The following is a 20,355-nucleotide window of genomic DNA, read 5'->3' as shown; positions in this document are numbered from 1 at the left end:
TGGTATAAAAATAAAAAAGTCATCCAATAATATCAGATGACTTTAAGTCTATTGAGTGAACCTTTTTGAATATCTTACAATAACAACGAAATAGATTACGCCGTTATATGAATGTGTGTATTATTTGCGTTACATTAAATATTACCAAAATCGTGCCAAAACATGGTTAAATGGATTTTTATATAATTCTGAAAAAATTTACGATAAATCAGTCAGTTACATATCTATTTTTATCATTCTCTTTTTTTGGCACAGATTTTGTTAAATGCATCGATCAAATATCATTTATTAAACTCGATAAATAAAAAACCGTCCTAATCATCCTTCGTTTCTTCCATTCATAAAAAAGTCAAAAAAATCTGATACTTTTCGAAACATTAAGCGTTTAATACAGTGAATGAAATAACACCCTTCATTCTGCAAAAAAATGATTAATAATAGTGATACAATTTCACAGAGTTTCAGCGAAAAAAAGCGTAAAGATTTAATGGCAAGTTTAGCCATAGATGCGTTGGGTATGGCAACTTATCTAGTGCCAGCTTTAGGTGAAACTGCAGATGTAATAATTGCCCCAATTATTTCAATCTTAATTTACGCAGTTCATCGTACTACTTTAGGTGCCATTGCGGGTTTCTTAGAAGAACTTATTCCATTCACAGATATTATTCCGAGTGCAACTATCATCTGGTTTTACCGATATTATTTAAAAAGTGATAGTACTTTTAACGACTTTGTAGAAAAATACAGGAAAAAGAACTCAATAAAAATAAAATCCCAAAATTAGGTTCAAGAAAATTTTGAAACAAAAAAGCGTCTCAAATCGAATATTTGAGACGCTTTTTATGTTTACCTAGCAACTAATTAGAAATGTCTTTCTCCGGTTTCACGTTTTGCAAGCATTACAGCACCAGCCATTGCCACTAAAAATAAGATAGAAACCAACTCAAAAGGGAGTAAATATTCACCATAAAGCGATTGCCCTAATACTTCAACCATACCAGTTTGTGAGCTAAAACTATTTACATCAATTTTTTGTTTTTCTGCTCTTCTAAGAAAAATAATTAAAACTCCACCCAATAAAAGTGCAGTTACAATTGCTGTTGTAATAAGCTTATTATTCTTCATTTCGTCGGTTTCTTGTTTTAAATTCAAGAACATAATCACGAATAAAAACAAAACCATGATTGCCCCAGCATAAACTATGATATTTACTGCTGCTAAAAACTGAGCATTTAATAGAATGTAATGAGCCGAAATCGAAAAAAATGTTACAATTAAATAAATGACACTATGAACTGGATTTTTCGACATAATGGTACCTAACGCCCCAAAAAGAGTAAGTACTGATAAGATTGCGAAAGTGTACCAAATTGGCGGTAAACTAAGTATATTTTGCATATTCTGGTTAAAATCTAAGGCTTAATAAAAATTATTTCCAAAGCTTCATGGCATCTTCTTTGGTCCAAGCATCTCTCTGGTAGCGTTGATTCATATCTTCTACCAATTGGTCTTTGCCATAAATTACATCCGAACGGTCTGTGAATACAGGTACAAATTTATCGTGACGTAAGTAAACAGCTTGTTTCGGACAAGCTTCCTCACAGAGTCCACAGAAAATGCAACGAAGCATATTAATCTCATATACGGCTGCATATTTTTCTTCACGATAGAGGTGCTCTTCTCCTTTTACACGCTCTTGTGCAACCATTGAAATAGCTTCGGCAGGACAAGCAACTGCACAAAGTCCACAGGCCGTACAACGCTCACGTCCTTCTTCATCTCTTTTCAAAATATGATGTCCACGAAAAACTGGTCCCAAATAACGTTTTTGTTCAGGATATTCGATTGTTGGTTTCTTTTGGAAAAAGTGTTTAATCGTAATTCCTAAACCCGTAGCAAGAGAAGGCAAATAACTTCTCTCGAATAAACTTAATTCGGATTTATCAGTCTTTTTTGCTCTATTAGTTAATTGCATAATTTTTATCAATTTAGCCTTAGAGGAATAACTAAAGCCTTCAAAATAATATTTTTATTTATAGCCAATCGCTCACATTAATAAGTGATTGTAAAAAGGAAACCAATTAAGCTCCCATTATAGCATTTTTCTTTTTCGGACGTAATGACCAACCTACAGAAATTAGTACAATCATTAAACCTAAGCCTGCCCAGATTCCAACTAATTTATAACCTGAAAGAATCGCACCAGCTGTAATAACAAGGTTTGCTACTGCCAACGGGATAAGTCCCTTCCAACCAAGATTCATTAATTGGTCATAACGGAAACGTGGAACTGTCCAACGAACCCACATAAAGAAGAAAATACCAAATAAGATTTTTGTAAACATTGAGCCAATACCTATCAAAGTAGCAACATTATGGCCAACATTTGCACCCAAAGCTGAGATTAACTGTGTCTCTACGAAATCCATACCTGGGTAGTTATATCCACCAAAGAATAAGCAAGCTGTCACTGCCGAAGAAGCAAACATATTGATGTACTCTGCAAATAGATAAAAACCTAATTTCATTGAACTATATTCTGTGTGGTAACCACCAACTAACTCAGTTTCACACTCTGGTAAATCGAATGGAGTACGATTACACTCAGCAAATGCACAAACTGTGAAAATCAAAAATCCGAGTGGTTGATAGAAGATATTCCAATTTCCGCCATGTTGTTGCAATACAATCTCACGAACTGACAATGTACCCGACATCATCAAAATGGCAATGATTGACATACCCATTGCTAATTCGTAACTGATATTTTGTGATGCGGCACGAATAGCACCTAACAAAGAGAATTTGTTGTTAGAAGCCCATCCACCAATCATTACACCATATACACCGAGTGAAACTACACCGAAAACGTATAAAATACCAATATTGATTTCAATAGCTTGAACAAAAACTTCTTTCCCACCAATAATAAATGAATTACCAAATGGCACAACAGCACTTGACATCAAAGCCGTAAACATTGATAAACATGGACCTAAAATAAATAACCATTTATCGGCTTGTGCTGGAATAAAATCTTCTTTGAAAAACATTTTGCCTGCATCGGCTAAAGGCTGTAACAAACCACCCCAACCAGCACGGTTTGGACCACGACGGTCTTGAATATAAGCAGCAACCTTACGCTCAGCCCAAGTTGAGTAAGCTGCAATGCCGAGCGTGATTGCAAAAATTACGATGATAATGAGAGCTTTCCAAAGAAACATACTTTCAGTCAGCCATTGTACAAAAGAACTCATAATTAAAAATTTACGACGGGCTTGCCCGATGGATTATGATTTATGAATTACGTTTCAATCGCAACTCCAAATAAATTCAAAATATTATTAATGAAAACTCAAAAATTACTTCTTAAAAAAGCTTTCATTTTTTTGCATTAAAACTTTATAATCTTCTGATTGCTTAATTTCAGCCATATCATTTACATACGGACGAGAATCATCAATCTTTTTGTATTGAGATTCAGCCAATTTTAATGCAAAATCAGGTTTCTTAATCAAGTTAGCACCATATTTATTGGCTGAAATAACTGAAGCACGACTTACTTTTGTAGGTCCTTCAATTACCCAATCGCTTGTTTTCTTTTTTTCAAAGCGGCAAGTGTTGCAAATGAATTCTTTAACTTCGCCCCACTCGTTTTTGCGAGCAGTTACACGAATTACTTCATCGCCACGATACCATAATTGAACTTTTCCACTACACTTATCGCAATCACAGTGTGCATCAACTGGTTTTGAGAACCAAACACGGTTTTTGAAACGATAAGTTTTATCTGTCAAAGCACCTACTGGACATACATCAATCACGTTTCCTGAGAAATCATTATCTATCGCACGACCAATATATGTTGAAATCTCAGCGTGGTCGCCTCTTCCCATTACACCGTGAACACGTCCGTCAGTGATTTGGTCAGCTGTATAAACACAACGATAACATAACACACAACGTGTCATGTGTAGTTGGATATATGGGCCAATGTCTTCTTTCTCGAATGTACGACGCTCTTCTTCGTAACGAGTTGTGCTTACACCATTTTCAAAAGCAAAATCTTGTAAATGACATTCACCTGCTTGGTCACAAACCGGGCAGTCGAGTGGGTGATTGAGCAACAAAAACTCAACTACTCCTTTACGAGCCTCCACTACTTGTGGGTTGGTGAAGTTTTCAACTACCATACCATCTTGCACAGGTGTAATACACGAAGCAACCAATTTAGGCATCGGACGTGGGTCTTTGGCCGAACCAGCTGCAACTTTCACCAAACAAGCACGACATTTTCCACCCGAACCCTTGAGTGGTTCGTAATAACACATGGCTGGAGGTGCTACTTCTGGCCCGATTTGGCGAGCTGCCTGCATGATGGTTGTTCCCGGAGCAACTTCTACTTCCACTCCATCGACAGTGACCTTAAACATTGTTGGTTTTATATCTTCCATCAGTTTTTCTGATAATAAACTTCTTTTTTCTTACTTAAATAATAATTTACAGATGAATGGCTTAAACCAAAACTGCACCTGCGTAAACTGCACCCGGTTTTGTTGCTTCAAGTGGATGTTTGATATGCCACTCAAATTCATCACGGAAATGGCGAATCGCACTGGCAACTGGCCAAGCGGCTGCATCACCCAATGGACAAATGGTATTTCCTTCTATTTTTTTCGATACATCAACCAATAAATCAATATCACTCATCGAACCTTTTCCGTGTTCGATACGATTCAAAACTTTCTGCATCCAGCCAGTTCCTTCGCGGCATGGAGAACATTGACCGCAAGATTCGTGTTCATAAAATCTTGAGAAGTTCCAAGTATTGCGAACAATACAAGCTGTTTCATCAAAAACGATAAAACCTCCAGAACCTAACATTGTTCCAGTTGCAAATCCACCATCAGATAATGATTCGTAGGACATTAATCTATCTTCACCATTGGCGTTTTTCAAGAATAAAGATCCTGGGACAATCGGCACTGATGAACCACCAGCAACGACTGCTTTCAGACGATGACCAGTGCGAACACCGCCACAATATTCGTCAGAATTCAAGAATTCGTCACAAGAAAGTCCAAGTTCGATTTCATATACACCCGGTTTATTGATATGACCCGACGCTGAAATTAATTTTGTACCTGTACTTTTACCTACACCTACTGCGGCATAAGCTTCACCGCCATTATTTACTATCCAAGAAACAGTGGCGATAGACTCAACATTATTAACTACTGTCGGACTTTGGTAAAGACCTTTGACAGCTGGAAAAGGTGGCTTGTTTCTTGGATTTCCACGTTTTCCTTCGAGTGATTCTAAAAGAGCAGTTTCTTCTCCACAAATGTAAGCACCACCACCTGGTTGAACCACCAATTCTAAATCGTAGCCACTTCCAAGTATATTTTTTCCTAAGAAACCAGCAGCTTTTGCCTCCTCAATTGCTTTTTCAAGAATACGAATGACGTACATCAACTCACCTCTCACGTAGATAAATGATTTGTTTGCACCAAGAGCGTAGCTTGATATAATCATTCCCTCAACTAATAAGTGAGGAATAGTTTTCATTAAATAATGGTCTTTGAATGTACCCGGTTCTGATTCATCTGCATTACAAACCAAATAGCGTGGCACACCCTCTGGCTTTGCCAAAAATGACCACTTCATTCCCATCGGGAAACCAGCACCTCCACGTCCACGAACACCCGATTTTTTAACTTCCTCTACAACCTCATCAGGTGTCATTTTCTTTAGGGCTTTCTCAACGGCCGTATAACCGCCTTTCTTACGATAAACCTCTAAAGTTTCAATTCCAGGTGTACTACAATGTTCGGTTAATATTTTTAGTGACATATATCTTTATTACTTAGAAAGTTCTTCAATAATTTCGTCAACTTTCTGGTTATTCAAGTGCATATAATACTTTTCACGAATTTGGAAACATGGTCCCCAACCACAAGCAGCCAAACATTCTACTTCTTTCAAAGTAAAAAGTCCATCGGCAGTTGTTTCACCTTTCTTAATACCCAATTTTTGTTGAAGATGGCTAAAAACCTCTTCCCCACCCATCAATACACAAGGGCCAGTACGACAATACTCAATTACGTGTTTACCTACTGGCTCTAAATGAAACATCGTATAAAATGATGCCACCTCATAAACTTCAACAGGCTTAATAGACAATAAACTCGCTACATAATCCATTACACCTTGGCTCATCCAAGCAAACTGCTCTTGTGCCAAGTGTAAGACTGGTAATAAAGCGGATTTTTGTCTCCCTTCAGGATAACGTGCTATTATTTCTTGTACTTTCGCCAGTCTCTCAGGCGTAAAAACTATATTGTTATTCTCAGTCATTGTATAATCTTTTATTAAGCATCTAACTCTCCAGCAATTACGTTTAAGCTACTCATAATTACGATGGCATCAGAAATCGAAACTCCTTTGCACATCTCTGGGTATGCTTGATAATAAATAAAGCTCGGACGGCGGAAGTGTAAACGATACGGAGCTCGTCCACCATCACTCACTAAATAAAATCCAAGTTCGCCATTGCCACCTTCTACTGCGTGATAGATTTCGCCAGCTGGAGCATCAATTTCACCCATTACTATTTTGAAATGGTAAATCAAAGCTTCCATGTTTTTGTAAACATCATGCTTTGGAGGTAAATAGTAGTGATTCTCGTTAGCGTAATATGGGCCTTCAGGTAAATTTTCGAGAGCCTGACGGATAATCTTGATGCTTTCCCACATTTCTTGGTTACGAACCATGAAACGGTCGTAAGTATCTCCATTATGTCCTACTGGAATATCAAACTCAAAATCTTCATAAGATGAATATGGCTCCATCACACGAACATCATAGTCAACACCTGCTGCACGTAGGTTAGGGCCAGTAAAACCATATTCTAATGCTCTTTCGGCCGTAATTGGGCCGACGTTTACAATTCTATCAACAAAAATTCGGTTACGATTGAAAAGTTTTTCAAACTCAGCCAATACTTTTGGAAGACTATTATAAATCAAATCTTTGATTTTGGCAATTGCAGTTGGAGATAAGTCCCGCTCCATACCACCAATTCTACCCATATTGGTTGTCAGACGAGCACCGCACATTTCTTCGTATATTTCATATATTTTTTCACGCTCTTGAAAAACATATAAGAAACCAGAATACGCTCCTGTATCAACACCTAAGATTGAATTACAAATAATGTGGTCGGCAATACGAGCCAACTCCATCATAATCACACGAATATACTGAGCTCTTTTCGGCACGGTTACACCCAAAAGTTTTTCTACTGTCATGTGCCATCCCATGTTATTGATGGGCGACGAACAGTAGTTCATACGGTCAGTAAGTGTCGTAATTTGGTAGAAAGGGCGACGTTCGGCAATCTTCTCAAACGCACGGTGAATATAACCAATTGTTTGTTCGCCCGAAACGATTTTCTCACCATCCATCTTCAAGATATTTTGAAAAATACCGTGAGTAGCTGGGTGAGTTGGCCCAAGGTTTAATGTCGTAAATTCGGTATCCTCAACTATTGGCCTGTTTAAAGACAAAGCATCGGATGTATTTTTTGGTATTAGTAAGTCTTCCATAAAACCCCTATCCCCTAAAGGAGACTAATAATGAAAAGTATTTATTATTGTATATTACCCATTAACTGGGGGTGTATTATCTTCCAAATAAGGCATCAATCTTATCTTCACGAGTGGCATCTTCGAGCGGATATTCTTTACGCATTGGGAAGTAGTCCATTTCTTCGATGTTCAAGATTCTGATTAGTTTCGGGTGACCATCGAAAATAATTCCGTAGAAATCATAAGTTTCTCTTTCCATCCAATTGGCTGTTGGCCAAAGGATAGTTGCGGTAGGAATATGTAAATCATCTTGCGACAAGAAAACTTTAATACGGATTCGCACATTGTTTTCGAGGCTATGCAAGTGATAAATCACTCCGAACTCAGCTCCTTGATTATCTGGTAAATGAATACCTGTCAAATCGGTCAAGAAGTTAAAACGAAAAGTTTCGTGTTTTTTTAAATACTCAAGAAGCGAGATAATATTCTGACGATTGGTAGTAAAAGTGAGTAAACCCCAAGGCTCTTCAAACGAGTGGGTATTTTCTCCAAATTTGGCAACTACATCTTCAGCTATTTGTTGATTAGTCATTCTAAATCTAAAATTTAAACTTTCTTCAATAAGAAATCTTTAACTTTATTGAATATTGTAAGATTCTAATAAAGCTTGATATTCGGAAGTATTTCTTCTGCGAAGTGACTCATTAACGGCCAATTCTTGGATCTGCATCAATCCATCCAAAATTTGTTCAGGGCGTGGTGGGCAACCTGGCACATACACATCGACAGGAATTACACGGTCAATACCTTGTAATACTGAATAGGTGTCAAAAACACCTCCACTCGAAGCACAAGCTCCAACTGCAATTACCCAACGAGGCTCTGCCATTTGAAGATAAACTTGCTTAACGACTGGAGCCATTTTCTTGGCGATTGTTCCCATTACCATCAACAAATCGGCTTGGCGAGGAGAAAAACTCGGACGCTCAGAACCAAAACGTGAAATATCGTAGTGAGCACCCATGGTTGCCATAAACTCAATACCACAGCAAGAAGTTGCGAATGGCAGTGGCCACAATGATTTACTACGTGCAATTCCGATTACTTTTTCAAATGAAGTTGCAAAAAAGCCAGAACCTTCAAATCCTTCGGGAGCTTCTATTGTTTTTATTTGATTACTCATGTTTTCTGATTATCAATAGTATAATTGTAGAACTACAATTTCTATTATTTCAACTATGTGTTAATGAAATTTGTTTCGGTAAAAACAAATTATTAGTCTCTTTCCCAGCTCAATACTCCTTTACGAATAATGTAATAAAAACCAGCCATTAGAAGTGTAAGAAACACAACCATTTCGGCAAAGCCAAACCATCCAAGTTTTTTGAAATTTACTGCCCAAGGGTACATAAAAATAACCTCGACATCAAAAAGTACAAATAATATGGCCGTAAGGAAATATTTAATTGAGATGGGTGTTCTTGCATCGCCCTCTGAGTCAATACCACATTCAAATGGGGCATCTTTTAATTCACTTTTACGTTTTGGACCAATTGAGTGAGTAACAAGCATTGTTACCACAATAAACCCGATGGCAGCTCCAAGCTGAACCAAAATTGGGAGGAAATCTGAAGGCAAAAATTCTTTCATAAATCAATAATTAACAGTAGTCAAAGGGTTACAAATTTTGATTTTAACAGCTTTTTACTACTCTTCGTCTTTTGTGTCTCAAAATTACTATTGTTATACTTAGAAACAAAATAAAAAAGAGGCGAAAATATTTCCGCCCCATTTTTTATTGAATGATTATTCGAGAAGATACTTCATAAGTACCACTTACAAGTCGAATGATATAAGTTCCTTTTTCTAATTCTCGTAAATCGAGGGCTCGTTTTTCTTTAAAATCACTGTAAAGCCCCGAATAAACCTGTTGTCCAGTAAGTGTAAAGACAGTAAGTTGGGCGTTTGGATTTTCTCCAATTGTTTCAATTGTAAATAATCCAACTGGATTTGGATTTGGATAAACCCGAAGTCCTTTATCGAGATATGGAATAAATAAATTTACAGGATTTGAGTAAGTTGAATAACAAATTAACTCCCTTTTATTTTCCAATTGATACCTAACGGCTGTTCTAACGGAATAATTACCACTTACATTTGCTTTTAGGATCGAAGAGATACTTGAAAGGGGGTCATTATCTCTTTTCCAGTTAAAAAATTGACTCGATGTAGCATTGTTAGGAATGGCGGTTAACTGAAAGGCTCCGTCAATAGCAATTGTAGGTGCTAGAGGTGTGTCCTTGACAATTACATTGAAAGTAGTTGGTTTTGAGACACAGTTTTTATCATCTTTTATGACCAATGAATAAGTACCCGCTTTGTCAACCATAATTCCCTTAGAAATTGCTCCGGTGCTCCATATATATGCCGAGGCTTCATTACCAACCAATGACAAACTTAAACCATCACAAATTGTATTGATGCCATCAACACTAGAAATTGAAGCAATTGGTGATGGAATGTAAGAAAGTCTAACAGAATCACGGGTGGATTCACAGCCGTTGGCATCTTTGACTGACAATGTATATAATCCATCTTTCACCACTGATATTTCTCTTGACGTTTCTCCAGTACTCCACTTATATTCTTCTGCAGACTGCAACTGAGGCGACAATGAAACAGCATTTCCCACACAAAATTTATCTGCTCCATCAACTTTTATTTTTACTACAGGCAAAGCGTTGACGGTCACTCGTTTGTATATTAGCTCAGAACTACAACCGAAACCATCCTTTACTCGCAAAGAATAATTACCATCGGTTCGAACATTGATTGATTTTGAAGTAGCCCCTGTACTCCATTGATAAGATGTAAAATCATTTTCTGGAAAAATATTTACGCTTTTTCCTAAACAAAATGTAGTTTCACCGTCTGCAGCAATTGATGTACTTGGCCTTGATCGTAAACTAACATCAATAAAAGACTGAGATTCGCATCCGTTTTGCCCCTTTATCCTTAAATTATATGAGCCTGCATTCGAAACAATTATTTTATTAGAGGTTTCGTTAGTGTTCCAAATATATGATGCAGCGTCATTATTTGTTGTAAACAATTCAACTGTTTCATCTGGACATATCGGCATTGATTTGCTAGTTGATATAACATTAAATGGGGTCGGCAAAACATTCACATTTATGCTTGAAGACGCAGGGGATGGACAGCCATTGATAGAAAAATTCACGACAGAATAATTTCCTGAACCTCTTACAGTAATTGAATTTCCTCTTTCACCATTGCTCCAAACATTTCCTCCATTAATGTTAGAAGTTAGCTGAACAGTTTCACCATCGCAAAATGTGGTATTCCCACCAGCTGAAATTATTGGTTGGGAAACATTATTATTTGGTGAAAGTGTGATTGGTTGTGAAAAAACTGTGTTCCCAACTTCGTCAAATGCTTTGAATGAAAAAGTACCACTATTTGCATTGATAAAATTTGAGGTTCCGCCATTACTCCATCTATATCTTGGAAACCCTCCGGTACTAACAGTAAATTTATTTGATGTACTACTTGGATTACAGGCAATATTAACTGTGGGCAAGTTTCTAGCCATTAAAGGCTGAGAATTTCCGAAGAAGTTACCATCGAGTGAATTGTTCCAATATTCAGCTGCACTCCACAAGCCATCATTATGAAAATGAATACCGTCTGCTCTAAAGTTTGAACCAAAAATTTCATCAGTAAAAGGACCGGGGAAAACATTGGGAACTCTTTGTATCGTAAGATTCTGACCACCAATTACCGCAGGATAGGTTGTGGGATTACGAGAAGAGCGAGCCACAACCCAAGCCAAATCTCCTTTTCTAGAATCAGATCTGCTTTTTTCTATAACAACGCTTAGATTATAATAGTAATTTTCTGCATTTGTGGTTGCATCGCTTTCTCCTTGTTGCCACAATACAGCCCTGACTCCAGTACGTGTAACATATTGTTGTAATGCTGCCTTCATTCCTCTGTATGGCATTCCTTCAACCCTTACAAAAAGCGGCAGTTCCGTTCGTAAATCCTGCCCTTCGGCTGAACGACGCCAGACTTCACTGCCTAATCCACCAAGAGCAGCTCCATAAAACAAAACAGGAACGTTTAAGCGTTGAGCAAGTTTATCACCTAATTTTGCCCAGAACCAAGGTACATAATTATATGGTGCCATTCTCGTGTTATTTCCCATTTGAGAAAATTGAAAAGGCAAGTTGTCTTCGTTGAGTGCAGGATCATAATAATTTATTGTAGAAACTCTATCATCTGTAGCACCGATTGTTGCACCTGAATAGGCTTGGTCTCCTTGGGCATTTGACTGTCCTGCAACAATAAATACTTCACCTACTCCTACTCGTTCAAGCGTTGCACTAGTTACGACATTCCCGTTAAAAATACCTCTAACCTGAATATTATACCAGCCACCACTTAGTTCAATTGTACCACTAAAGAGACCATTGTTTCTAAATTCTTGAACAGGGCTCCAACCCGTTTCTGAGCCTTGCCCGCCCCAAACCGGAACGGCTCGCACTTCCACTCTATCAAGTTGTTGGAAATAACTTCCAGCAATGTTTACATTGGCTTGGTTTTGATTATTTCTTTGAAAAACAATACGTGAGACGGGGAAGGTAATTTGTATCTGTGAATAAGAGTCTAAAAGCACAATACTCATCAACAAAATTAACCAATTCCTTATGTAATTCATTCTTATATGGATTAAGGTTTATTGCCCATTACAAATTTACTACAGACATTAAGTATAATCAACAAAGAACAACAGTTTATTAAGTAAAAAGTTTATTTAACGGCGAAAAACTATATTTTATTCAATATAAACTCGTTTAATTACATTAAATTCTGAAGATTTTACCTGAATTAAAATTGCTCCTTTATGCAAATCCGATAAATCTATGGTCTGGCGAGTTTCAAAACTTGGCACATTATACGTTTTTAGCTTTATTCCGTTCAGGCTGTAAATGTCAATTGTTGCATTTTGCAAATCTTCTTGTGTTTCAATATTTACGATTGATTTAGGTGCCGGATTAGGGAATACACTCATTCCTTGCATGGATGGGTCTACTTTGAATCTATATGCTTCTGAAAGTGGCGAAAAACATCGTAACGTTCGACCTCCATTCAATTGATACAAAACAGAACCTTTTACTGCGTAAGACCCATCATTTTTTGCTTTTATTGCACGTGTGGTAATAGGCAACAAATCATTATCTTTGAACCACTCAAACTTAACCTCAAACAGACTATTAGCAATTGCTTCTAGCGTAAAAGTACCCGATTGTAAAATAGTAATTCCGATTGGTGAAGGCTTTACTATCACTTCAATTTCATCAGAAGCTGGCGAAAAACAACCATTTTGATCGATGGTCTTAACCGTAAAAAATCCAGAGGAAGTTATGGTTTGTTCTCTGGTTGTCTTGGCATTATTCCATTGATACCCTTGACTTTGTGGTGCGGAAAGTTTTACGTTATCACCATCACAAAAGGTTGTCGGCCCGCTTGCCGTGATTGATGGCTTTGAGGGTAGTGGATTAACTTTTACTGATATTGCACTAGATGTAGCCTGACAACCAAAAGTATTTTTTGCTGTAACAGTATACTCGCCAGATCGGTTTATAACAATACTTGAGCTTCTATCTCCTGTATTCCATACTATATCACTCAGAATATTAGACGATAATCTAACAGATTTATCGGCACAAAATTGTGTTGGGCCATCAGAAGTAATAATGGGTTTTGGTGGTGATGGATTTACCGAAACACGTATACTTTGAGAAATGCCTTCACAGCCAAACTCATTCTTTGCACTTGCAAAATATTCTCCAGGTTTACTTACGCTTATTGTGACACTTTTTTCACCATTATTCCAAACTAGATTGTTGGTAGTATTTGCGGTTAGTTTAACAGATTTATCAGTACAAAACGTTGTCTCGCCCTCAGCAATTATTTTCACTTCAGGTTTTGGCAAAATACCTACAGAAATACCATCTGATTTAACAAAACACCCCAAATAATTAACCTGACTAACTGTATAAAAGCCTCCTTTATTTACCGTAATTGATTTTGAACTTTGACCGGTACTCCAAAAAATATCTTGTTCAACATTTGATGTTAGTTTTACGCTTCCTCCTTCACAAAAACTTGTTGCTCCTTCCGCCTGTATGGATGGACGGTTATTTACTGATAATGAGCTGTAGTTTGCCAAAGGTGTATAATATACATTCCCTAAATAATCAATGGCTCTCCCGCGATAATACCCAGTTGTTGTTTCTAATAAGATACCAGTTGAAATATCACTAAAACCGTTCGTCCAATAATATTCTTTAAAGCCATTTGGCATAAAAATAGATAATGGCTTTTGCGTATTTTCGGTATTACAACGCATATCAAAATAAAGTACACTTGATGGAGGAACTGGGCTTGCCTTAGCAAAAAAGTTAAGATCTAATTTATTGCTCCATGCTTGAGCCAATTCAACCAATCCATTCCCAAAAAAATGGACACCATCGGTGCGTCCACCAATGAGGTCAGTGTCGGGTCCTTCAAAAGTATTAGGTACATTTTGAATAATTTGATTTTGAGCATCAATCACTGGTTGATATGTTCCAGACTTAACCCTACTCACCCTACATACCATCCAGTTTATGTTTTTACCTGTATCTCTCCTGCTCCTTGAAATGATATATTCTAAATTCTCTCTGTATTTAACGGTACTTGTACGCTTATCGTTGTCTGTTTCACCTTGATGCCACAAAATGCTGCGAACACCAAACATATTTGCATAATAATGGAGTGATTTTTTTAAGTTTTCATAAGGATAACCAGGTAATGCAAAATTTCCAGAATAAAAGTCCTGTCCCCGCTCTCCATCGGCACTTTTTCGCCATGCTTCAATTCCCATAGCTTCAAAACCTGAATTGATAAATAAAATTGGAACATTCAGTTTAGTCGCTAATAAATCTCCAAGCTTCCCCCAACACCAAGAGCCATTTCCAAATGGGGCGATCTTGACATTCTCGGTAATTTGTGAAATTATTGGAAATGGTGGCTCAGTTATCTGTCCGTAGGAGAAGAAATTAGTTATACAATTTACTCGATCATCAGTGGCTGGGGGATTTCCCCGGTTATCATAACCTTGAGCATTTGACTGCCCAGAGATTATTAAGACTTCACCTATCCCAACTCTTTCAACAGCCGAAGTTCCAACAATATTTGCTCCAAATGAAGCTCTTATTTCGAGTTTATACCACCCAGCTTGTGCAAAAATATTTCCAGTAAAAGTGCCAAAATTAGGATTTATAGCAATTGCCGTCCAATCAACGGAAGTACCTCCTCTGATTGAAATTAGGCGTGCATCTATTCTTTCTACTTTTGTCTGAAAAGTACCAGCAATAGGAATCACTCCTGTATTAGATTGGTTTCTCTGAAAAACGGCTCTATTTACAGGAAAAGAAATAGCTATTTGGGCAAAAATAGTTGTATGCACCAAGAGAAATAAACTTAATAAAGTTATTTTCATGGCATTAAAATTAATAAAAATTTACCCTGATTTTTGATCAAAGCAGTCTGAGCATACCAAAAACTAAAAAACTTCTAATATTTACGAAAAAAACGTTTTTAGCGTTCTAAATTTTCCCAAATTAAGTCTTTTAATTCATCAATACCTTGATTTGTAACAGCTGAGAAAAAAACACATGGTAAATCTTCTGGAATCTTAGATTTAATTTTTTTCATTTGCTTTTCATCAATCAAATCAATTTTTGAAATACTTAGCAATCTTTTTTTGTCTAATAACTCAGGATTGTAAAGTTTTAATTCTTTGAGAAGGGTTTTGTATTCTTTTATAGGGTTTTCAGCATCAGCCGAAACTACAAACAACAAAATGGAGTTTCTTTCGATGTGTCTTAGGAAGCGGAGTCCGAGGCCTTTACCTTCAGAAGCACCTTCAATAATTCCAGGAATATCGGCCATAACGAACGATTTGAAATTACGATATGCAACAACACCAAGATTAGGAGTTAAAGTCGTAAATGGGTAGTCAGCAATTTCAGGTTTTGCTGCAGAAACTGATGAAAGTAATGTAGACTTACCAGCATTTGGGAAGCCCACCAGGCCCACATCTGCCAATACTTTTAATTCTAGAATAATCCACAGCTCTTGGCCTGGATCACCAGACTGATGATATTCTGGAGCTTGATTGGTCGAATTTCGGAAGTTCCAGTTGCCTAAACCACCTCTTCCACCAGGTAGCAATATAATTTGTTGTCCGTCTTCGGTAACCTCACCCATTATTTCGCCAGTTTCGGCGTCTTTTGCAATAGTTCCTAAAGGAACTTCAATAATATGGTCCTCTCCTTGACGTCCAGACCTACGTCCACCTTCACCAGCGACTCCATGTTGAGCCTTAATATGTTTTTGATATTTTAAGTGTAGAAGAGTCCAATACTGAGCATTTCCACGTAAAATTATGTGTCCACCCCTGCCACCATCACCACCGTCTGGTCCACCATTTGGTACGTGTTTTTCACGTCTAAAATGCCTTGAACCAGCACCACCGTTTCCTGAAACACAGTTTATTTTTACGTAATCAATAAAGTTACTCGTCATAGTTAAAATCAATATCTCAATGTACAATATAAGGACATTTTAAATGATATTTTACTTTAAAATGTCCTAGAATAAATACTCCCAAACAAGAGTAATTTTGATTATTTTGCTTCGTCAATTGCGACACAAATCGTGCCAAATATACTTTCTACCTCACCTATTCCATTGATTTTAACCACTTTACCTTGTTCTTGGTAAAACGGCAAAACATGAATCGTTTTAGTAAAATACTCATCAATGCGTTTGATTAATTTATCTTCGTCATCGTCCGCTCTTCCACTTACTTTTTTTCTTTCAGCAATGCGATTTTTGATTTCAGCCTCAGTTACATCTAATTGCAGTACTAAATCTATCTTTTGGTCTTTTCCTTCCAAAAATCTATCAAGTGATTCGGCCTGGGCAACTGTACGTGGAAAACCATCAAAGATAAATCCAGTTGCATCTGGGTTATTTTGCACTTCCTCTTCCAACATATCAATCGTGATAGAATCAGGCACTAATAATCCATCTGCCAAGATTTGTTTTACTTTTTGGCCCAGTGCTGTATTTTGACTGATGTGCATTCTGAACATATCGCCAGTAGAAATATGGGCCAATTTGTATTTATCTATAATCTTTGCCGATTGTGTACCTTTTCCTGCACCTGGAGGACCGAATATTACTAAATTAAACATATTTGATTGGTTCTTAAACAATTAGGAGGTTTAGTTCTATTAAAATTCTTAGTTAAAAGAGTATTAACGGCAAAAATAAAAGCAATTTTTAGAAGTTGTATCTTTTAATAAAAATAAATTATCATTTTGAAACAAAGAAGCCTAACTAAAATGTAGTTAGGCTTCTTTGAAATATATTGTCTTACTTAGTTTTTAGGCTGAGCTCCACCATTAGGTGAATTATTGTTTGGTGGCGTAGTACCACCCGCTGGAGGTGTAGTTCCACCATTGATACTTTGCAATACTTGCTGAGCCTTTGTATTAGTTGGGTCATACTTCAAAGCAAAATTCATGTATTCAGTTGCTTTGGCTGGATTTTTCTCAACTAATAATGCTTTGTATCCTAAATAACCATAAGCTTCTGAGAAGTATTTAGCATTTTTTGTATCTGCTTTCATTGCATCTGTCGAAACTGTTATATATTTTTCATATAACGGTGCTGCTGAGAACGTACTATCAACAGTATTTCCTAAAGCATATTGTTTTGCACGAGCTTTTTGAATATATGGGAACATCCATGTGTCTTTGTACAATTCAATCGCTTTTGAATAAACTGTATCTGCTTTAACAAAGTTTCTTGAACGCATGTAAGCATCAGCTAAGTTATAATAGTCAGTTGCATTACCACCCTTTTTAGAGGTAGAAATATATTTCTCAAGGCGTTCCGCAACTTTAGGCCAGTTTTTAGCTACTTTGTAGGTATTAATAATGGCTCCATTGTAATCAAAAGTAGAATCACCCTTTTCGATAGCGATATCCATGTTAATGATAGACAATGAGTCATTCAACTTTTTGTTTGCATCATCCTTGATACAACCATACGCACGACCTAACATACCCCAGTCAGAAGCTAAATGACGCTCTTTCTCAGCTTTGTTCAAAAACTCCGTGATATTTTTCACACCATCAGCACATTCGCCTTTTTCGGTTTGAATATAACCTTTCAAACGATACTTAATTGGGTCTTTTTCAGTATCAAAAATTTGGTTTAAAACAGCTAACGCTCCTTCATAATCTTTACTTGCGAATGCTAATTTGATGTAACGTAACTTTTCGGCAACTGTTGCTTCACTTTTCTCAAGAGATAGTTTTGCATTTTTTGCAGCTTGCGGGAAGTTACCAAATGTTGTAAACAAATTACTTAAGTAATAATATGCAGGTGCATACTCAGGGTCAGCCGCAATTGCTTCGTTGAAGAATCCTTGTGCTTTTTGATATTGTTTACCTTGATACCATACACGGCCCATCAAAGTCTTGATTTTCGCTAATTTTTGGCCCATGTTAGCAGCATTTTCCAATGCGGTCATGGCAGCACCACCATCATTTTTGATTAAATAGGCCTTTGCCATTGCGATATAGTAGTCAGGATTGTTTTTAACTTTTTGCAAATCCAAACCCGCCTGAATATTAGTAACAGCTTCGGCAGGGTCATTCACCTTTGAAGACAATGCATAAGCCTCCCCGATTCGATACAATACATCAGCATTTTTGTTTTTTGTATCCTTTTTAATTAAATCAAAATCTGTTTTAGCTCCAGCTCTATCACCCGACAACAATTTGACGGTAGCTAATCCAACGCGATTTAATGGATCTGGTCTTTTTGCATCTAAGGCAGCACCTTTTGTAAATGCCTCTTTTGCTTTCTCTAAATCAGCTGGATTCAATTTTCCCTCTTCATCTGGTAAATTTAGATAGTAATAACCCAGATAATAATAGTTTTCTGCTGATGGAGCAGTTGATGCCAATTGCTTGAAAATGGTTTCAGCAGCATTGTATCGCTCAGCATCCAAATTTCTCAGTCCGTCCTGCACAGTTTGTGCCATTGTGTGGAACGACAACGTCAGTACAGCTACTGCTGCTACTGCCAAAGATTTCAAAATCTTGTTCATTTTCACTCTAAAAGTTAGGTTTACAGATTCTTGGTTTTAATTAAAAGTAAGCAAAGTTAAATAAAATGTCGTTTAGATAAAAAATATTTTTATTCTTCTCTTTTTTATTCTTTTGCTATTTAATGTTTAGACAGTTTTTTGTTTGGAAAGTTATCTAAAAAAATGTTAATGTTTCGTTAATTAGCTTTATTACATAACTTACATATTTTGCCTATCATGGCAGTTTTCCGACTGGCTTTTTTTCTAATATTATTTCTCTCTCGTATATATAATATGGTAATAAACCAGATTTTTCTACAACTAACTGCCCAATGTATGCACAACAGAACCTAATAAATGCACTTGTCAGACCATATCCCTTTTTGGTATGAAGAATTACTCTTCTTTCAAACGGATATTTTCTGGCTCTCAAACTGGCAGTTGTTGGGGTGTAATATTTATCTGGTGTTTTTGCATCCGAAATCCCAACCACATGAATACTATTTATAAAACTTTGGCTTTTTGAATCATCAATATCGCTTATCCAGTTCCCACCAATTACACCAATAGCATTTTTATTTTTCTTGATATACTCAATTACATCTTTATTACCATCTGCCGCAAAAATATTGGCTTTCTTTAGGTCTTTTAAGCCCAATTTCTGAATCATGTAATTCAAGTTACTTGAACTACTATTATCAAAAACTAACTTTATGTCTGTTTTTTTCTGCCCCTCAAACATTTCTTTCAATTCTGTAACTGAAAGATTTTTAATCGAACTTTCAGTATTACTGATAATTGCAACACCGTCAAGAGCCATTTTGGCAGGTAGATAAGGGATGTTATTACTTGTATAAACTGCTTTTTCGCCTGGAGTGGCTTCACGTGTCACTATCGCTACATTCACGGAATCATTCATCATCAACGACATAGCTCTTTGTTCTGGTACATACACTACATTGAGTTTCGCTTTTGGATAATGAGCATTATAGGCCATTACTTCTGCCTCAACAATAGGCTGCAATGATTCATCCGCAGCAATAGTAATCTCACCTTCATTGGGTAAATCTTGTTTTTCTTGTGAATTACACTGCCACAATGCAAGTGCTGTACACATCACAATAAGTATTCTTTTCATTATAAACTTCGGTGGTTAATACTTAAACGCTCAAACACTACAATTAATTGCCTGAACATATTTAGACTGTTTACTAAATATATAATTACAAATATATTCAGATTATTTTCTTAAACAATACAAAAATTAAAAAATAAAATTTTGCTTCAAAAAAACTGCTCTAATTATAAGATAATTTATGGCCGTAAAAATTAAAAAGCCACTTCCGATGATTGGAAGTGGCCTTTATTATTAAGCCAGTCATGTATTACAAATTATTTTTATAAGCATTGTAGGCTCCCCAACCTCTAAATATCCCATAAATAATGATTAAAATACTCATTATCATAGCGACACCATCGGATACTGGAAGAAGCGTACGCTTCATAAAAACATATACCCCCATTACA

General features: G+C 36.6%; 17 protein-coding genes. 1 reads left to right on the top strand and 16 read right to left on the bottom strand.

Annotation, left to right across the window (positions count from 1 at the left end; all coding sequences use genetic code 11):
- Window positions 1-427 precede the first annotated feature (427 nt).
- Complete coding sequence (locus ACOVO2_RS03270; RefSeq protein WP_421768594.1) at window positions 428-784, top strand: hypothetical protein; 357 nt, start codon at window positions 428-430, stop codon at window positions 782-784.
- A gap of 77 nt (window positions 785-861) precedes the next feature.
- On the opposite strand, the gene ACOVO2_RS03265 is transcribed toward ACOVO2_RS03270, so the two are convergent.
- The 16 genes from ACOVO2_RS03265 to ACOVO2_RS03190 form a co-directional block, all read right to left on the bottom strand.
- The gene (locus ACOVO2_RS03265; RefSeq protein WP_421768593.1) at window positions 862-1,398 is read right to left on the bottom strand and encodes an NADH-quinone oxidoreductase subunit J; all 537 of its coding nucleotides are present in this window, start codon (window positions 1,396-1,398) and stop codon (window positions 862-864) included.
- Window positions 1,399-1,429: 31 nt separating this feature from the next.
- The gene (locus ACOVO2_RS03260) at window positions 1,430-1,975 is read right to left on the bottom strand and encodes a NuoI/complex I 23 kDa subunit family protein (RefSeq protein WP_188766393.1); all 546 of its coding nucleotides are present in this window, start codon (window positions 1,973-1,975) and stop codon (window positions 1,430-1,432) included.
- Window positions 1,976-2,081: 106 nt separating this feature from the next.
- Window positions 2,082-3,257 (bottom strand): NADH-quinone oxidoreductase subunit NuoH, encoded by a 1,176-nt coding sequence (gene nuoH / locus ACOVO2_RS03255; protein WP_188766394.1) that lies wholly within the window; start codon window positions 3,255-3,257, stop codon window positions 2,082-2,084.
- 105 nt (window positions 3,258-3,362) lie between these two features.
- Complete coding sequence (locus ACOVO2_RS03250) at window positions 3,363-4,454, bottom strand: 2Fe-2S iron-sulfur cluster-binding protein (RefSeq protein ID WP_421768592.1); 1,092 nt, start codon at window positions 4,452-4,454, stop codon at window positions 3,363-3,365.
- A gap of 61 nt (window positions 4,455-4,515) precedes the next feature.
- Complete coding sequence (gene nuoF / locus ACOVO2_RS03245; RefSeq protein ID WP_188766396.1) at window positions 4,516-5,853, bottom strand: NADH-quinone oxidoreductase subunit NuoF; 1,338 nt, start codon at window positions 5,851-5,853, stop codon at window positions 4,516-4,518.
- A 9-nt stretch (window positions 5,854-5,862) separates the two neighbouring features.
- Window positions 5,863-6,357, bottom strand: a complete 495-nt coding sequence (gene nuoE, locus ACOVO2_RS03240) for a complex I 24 kDa subunit family protein (RefSeq protein WP_188766397.1) — start codon at window positions 6,355-6,357, stop codon at window positions 5,863-5,865.
- Between the two features lie 14 nt (window positions 6,358-6,371).
- Entirely contained in the window at window positions 6,372-7,607 is a 1,236-nt protein-coding gene (locus ACOVO2_RS03235; RefSeq protein ID WP_421768591.1) for an NADH-quinone oxidoreductase subunit D, read from the bottom strand.
- 76 nt (window positions 7,608-7,683) lie between these two features.
- Window positions 7,684-8,181: an NADH-quinone oxidoreductase subunit C gene (locus tag ACOVO2_RS03230; RefSeq protein WP_421768590.1), complete on the bottom strand. Its 498-nt coding sequence runs from the start codon at window positions 8,179-8,181 to the stop codon at window positions 7,684-7,686.
- A gap of 45 nt (window positions 8,182-8,226) precedes the next feature.
- Entirely contained in the window at window positions 8,227-8,772 is a 546-nt protein-coding gene (locus tag ACOVO2_RS03225) for an NADH-quinone oxidoreductase subunit B (protein ID WP_188766400.1), read from the bottom strand.
- Between the two features lie 92 nt (window positions 8,773-8,864).
- On the bottom strand, window positions 8,865-9,239 hold the full coding sequence (locus tag ACOVO2_RS03220) for an NADH-quinone oxidoreductase subunit A (RefSeq protein WP_421768589.1): 375 nt from the start codon (window positions 9,237-9,239) through the stop codon (window positions 8,865-8,867).
- Between the two features lie 145 nt (window positions 9,240-9,384).
- Window positions 9,385-12,297, bottom strand: coding sequence for a sialate O-acetylesterase (locus tag ACOVO2_RS03215; protein ID WP_421768588.1), 2,913 nt, complete (start codon window positions 12,295-12,297; stop codon window positions 9,385-9,387).
- Between the two features lie 150 nt (window positions 12,298-12,447).
- Window positions 12,448-15,159, bottom strand: coding sequence for a sialate O-acetylesterase (locus tag ACOVO2_RS03210; protein ID WP_421768587.1), 2,712 nt, complete (start codon window positions 15,157-15,159; stop codon window positions 12,448-12,450).
- Window positions 15,160-15,257: 98 nt separating this feature from the next.
- Window positions 15,258-16,247, bottom strand: a complete 990-nt coding sequence (gene obgE, locus ACOVO2_RS03205; RefSeq protein WP_421768603.1) for a GTPase ObgE — start codon at window positions 16,245-16,247, stop codon at window positions 15,258-15,260.
- Between the two features lie 101 nt (window positions 16,248-16,348).
- Window positions 16,349-16,921, bottom strand: coding sequence for an adenylate kinase (locus ACOVO2_RS03200; RefSeq protein ID WP_421768586.1), 573 nt, complete (start codon window positions 16,919-16,921; stop codon window positions 16,349-16,351).
- 185 nt (window positions 16,922-17,106) lie between these two features.
- Window positions 17,107-18,849: a tetratricopeptide repeat protein gene (locus ACOVO2_RS03195; protein WP_421768585.1), complete on the bottom strand. Its 1,743-nt coding sequence runs from the start codon at window positions 18,847-18,849 to the stop codon at window positions 17,107-17,109.
- Window positions 18,850-19,063: 214 nt separating this feature from the next.
- The gene (locus tag ACOVO2_RS03190) at window positions 19,064-19,966 is read right to left on the bottom strand and encodes a PstS family phosphate ABC transporter substrate-binding protein (RefSeq protein WP_421768584.1); all 903 of its coding nucleotides are present in this window, start codon (window positions 19,964-19,966) and stop codon (window positions 19,064-19,066) included.
- Window positions 19,967-20,355 lie beyond the last annotated feature (389 nt).

The sequence above is a fragment of the Emticicia sp. genome (genome assembly GCF_049241225.1).
GTDB lineage: Bacteria > Bacteroidota > Bacteroidia > Cytophagales > Spirosomataceae > Emticicia.
Note: the sequence above shows the minus strand (reverse complement) of the source record. Positions and strands in the feature narration are given on the sequence as shown.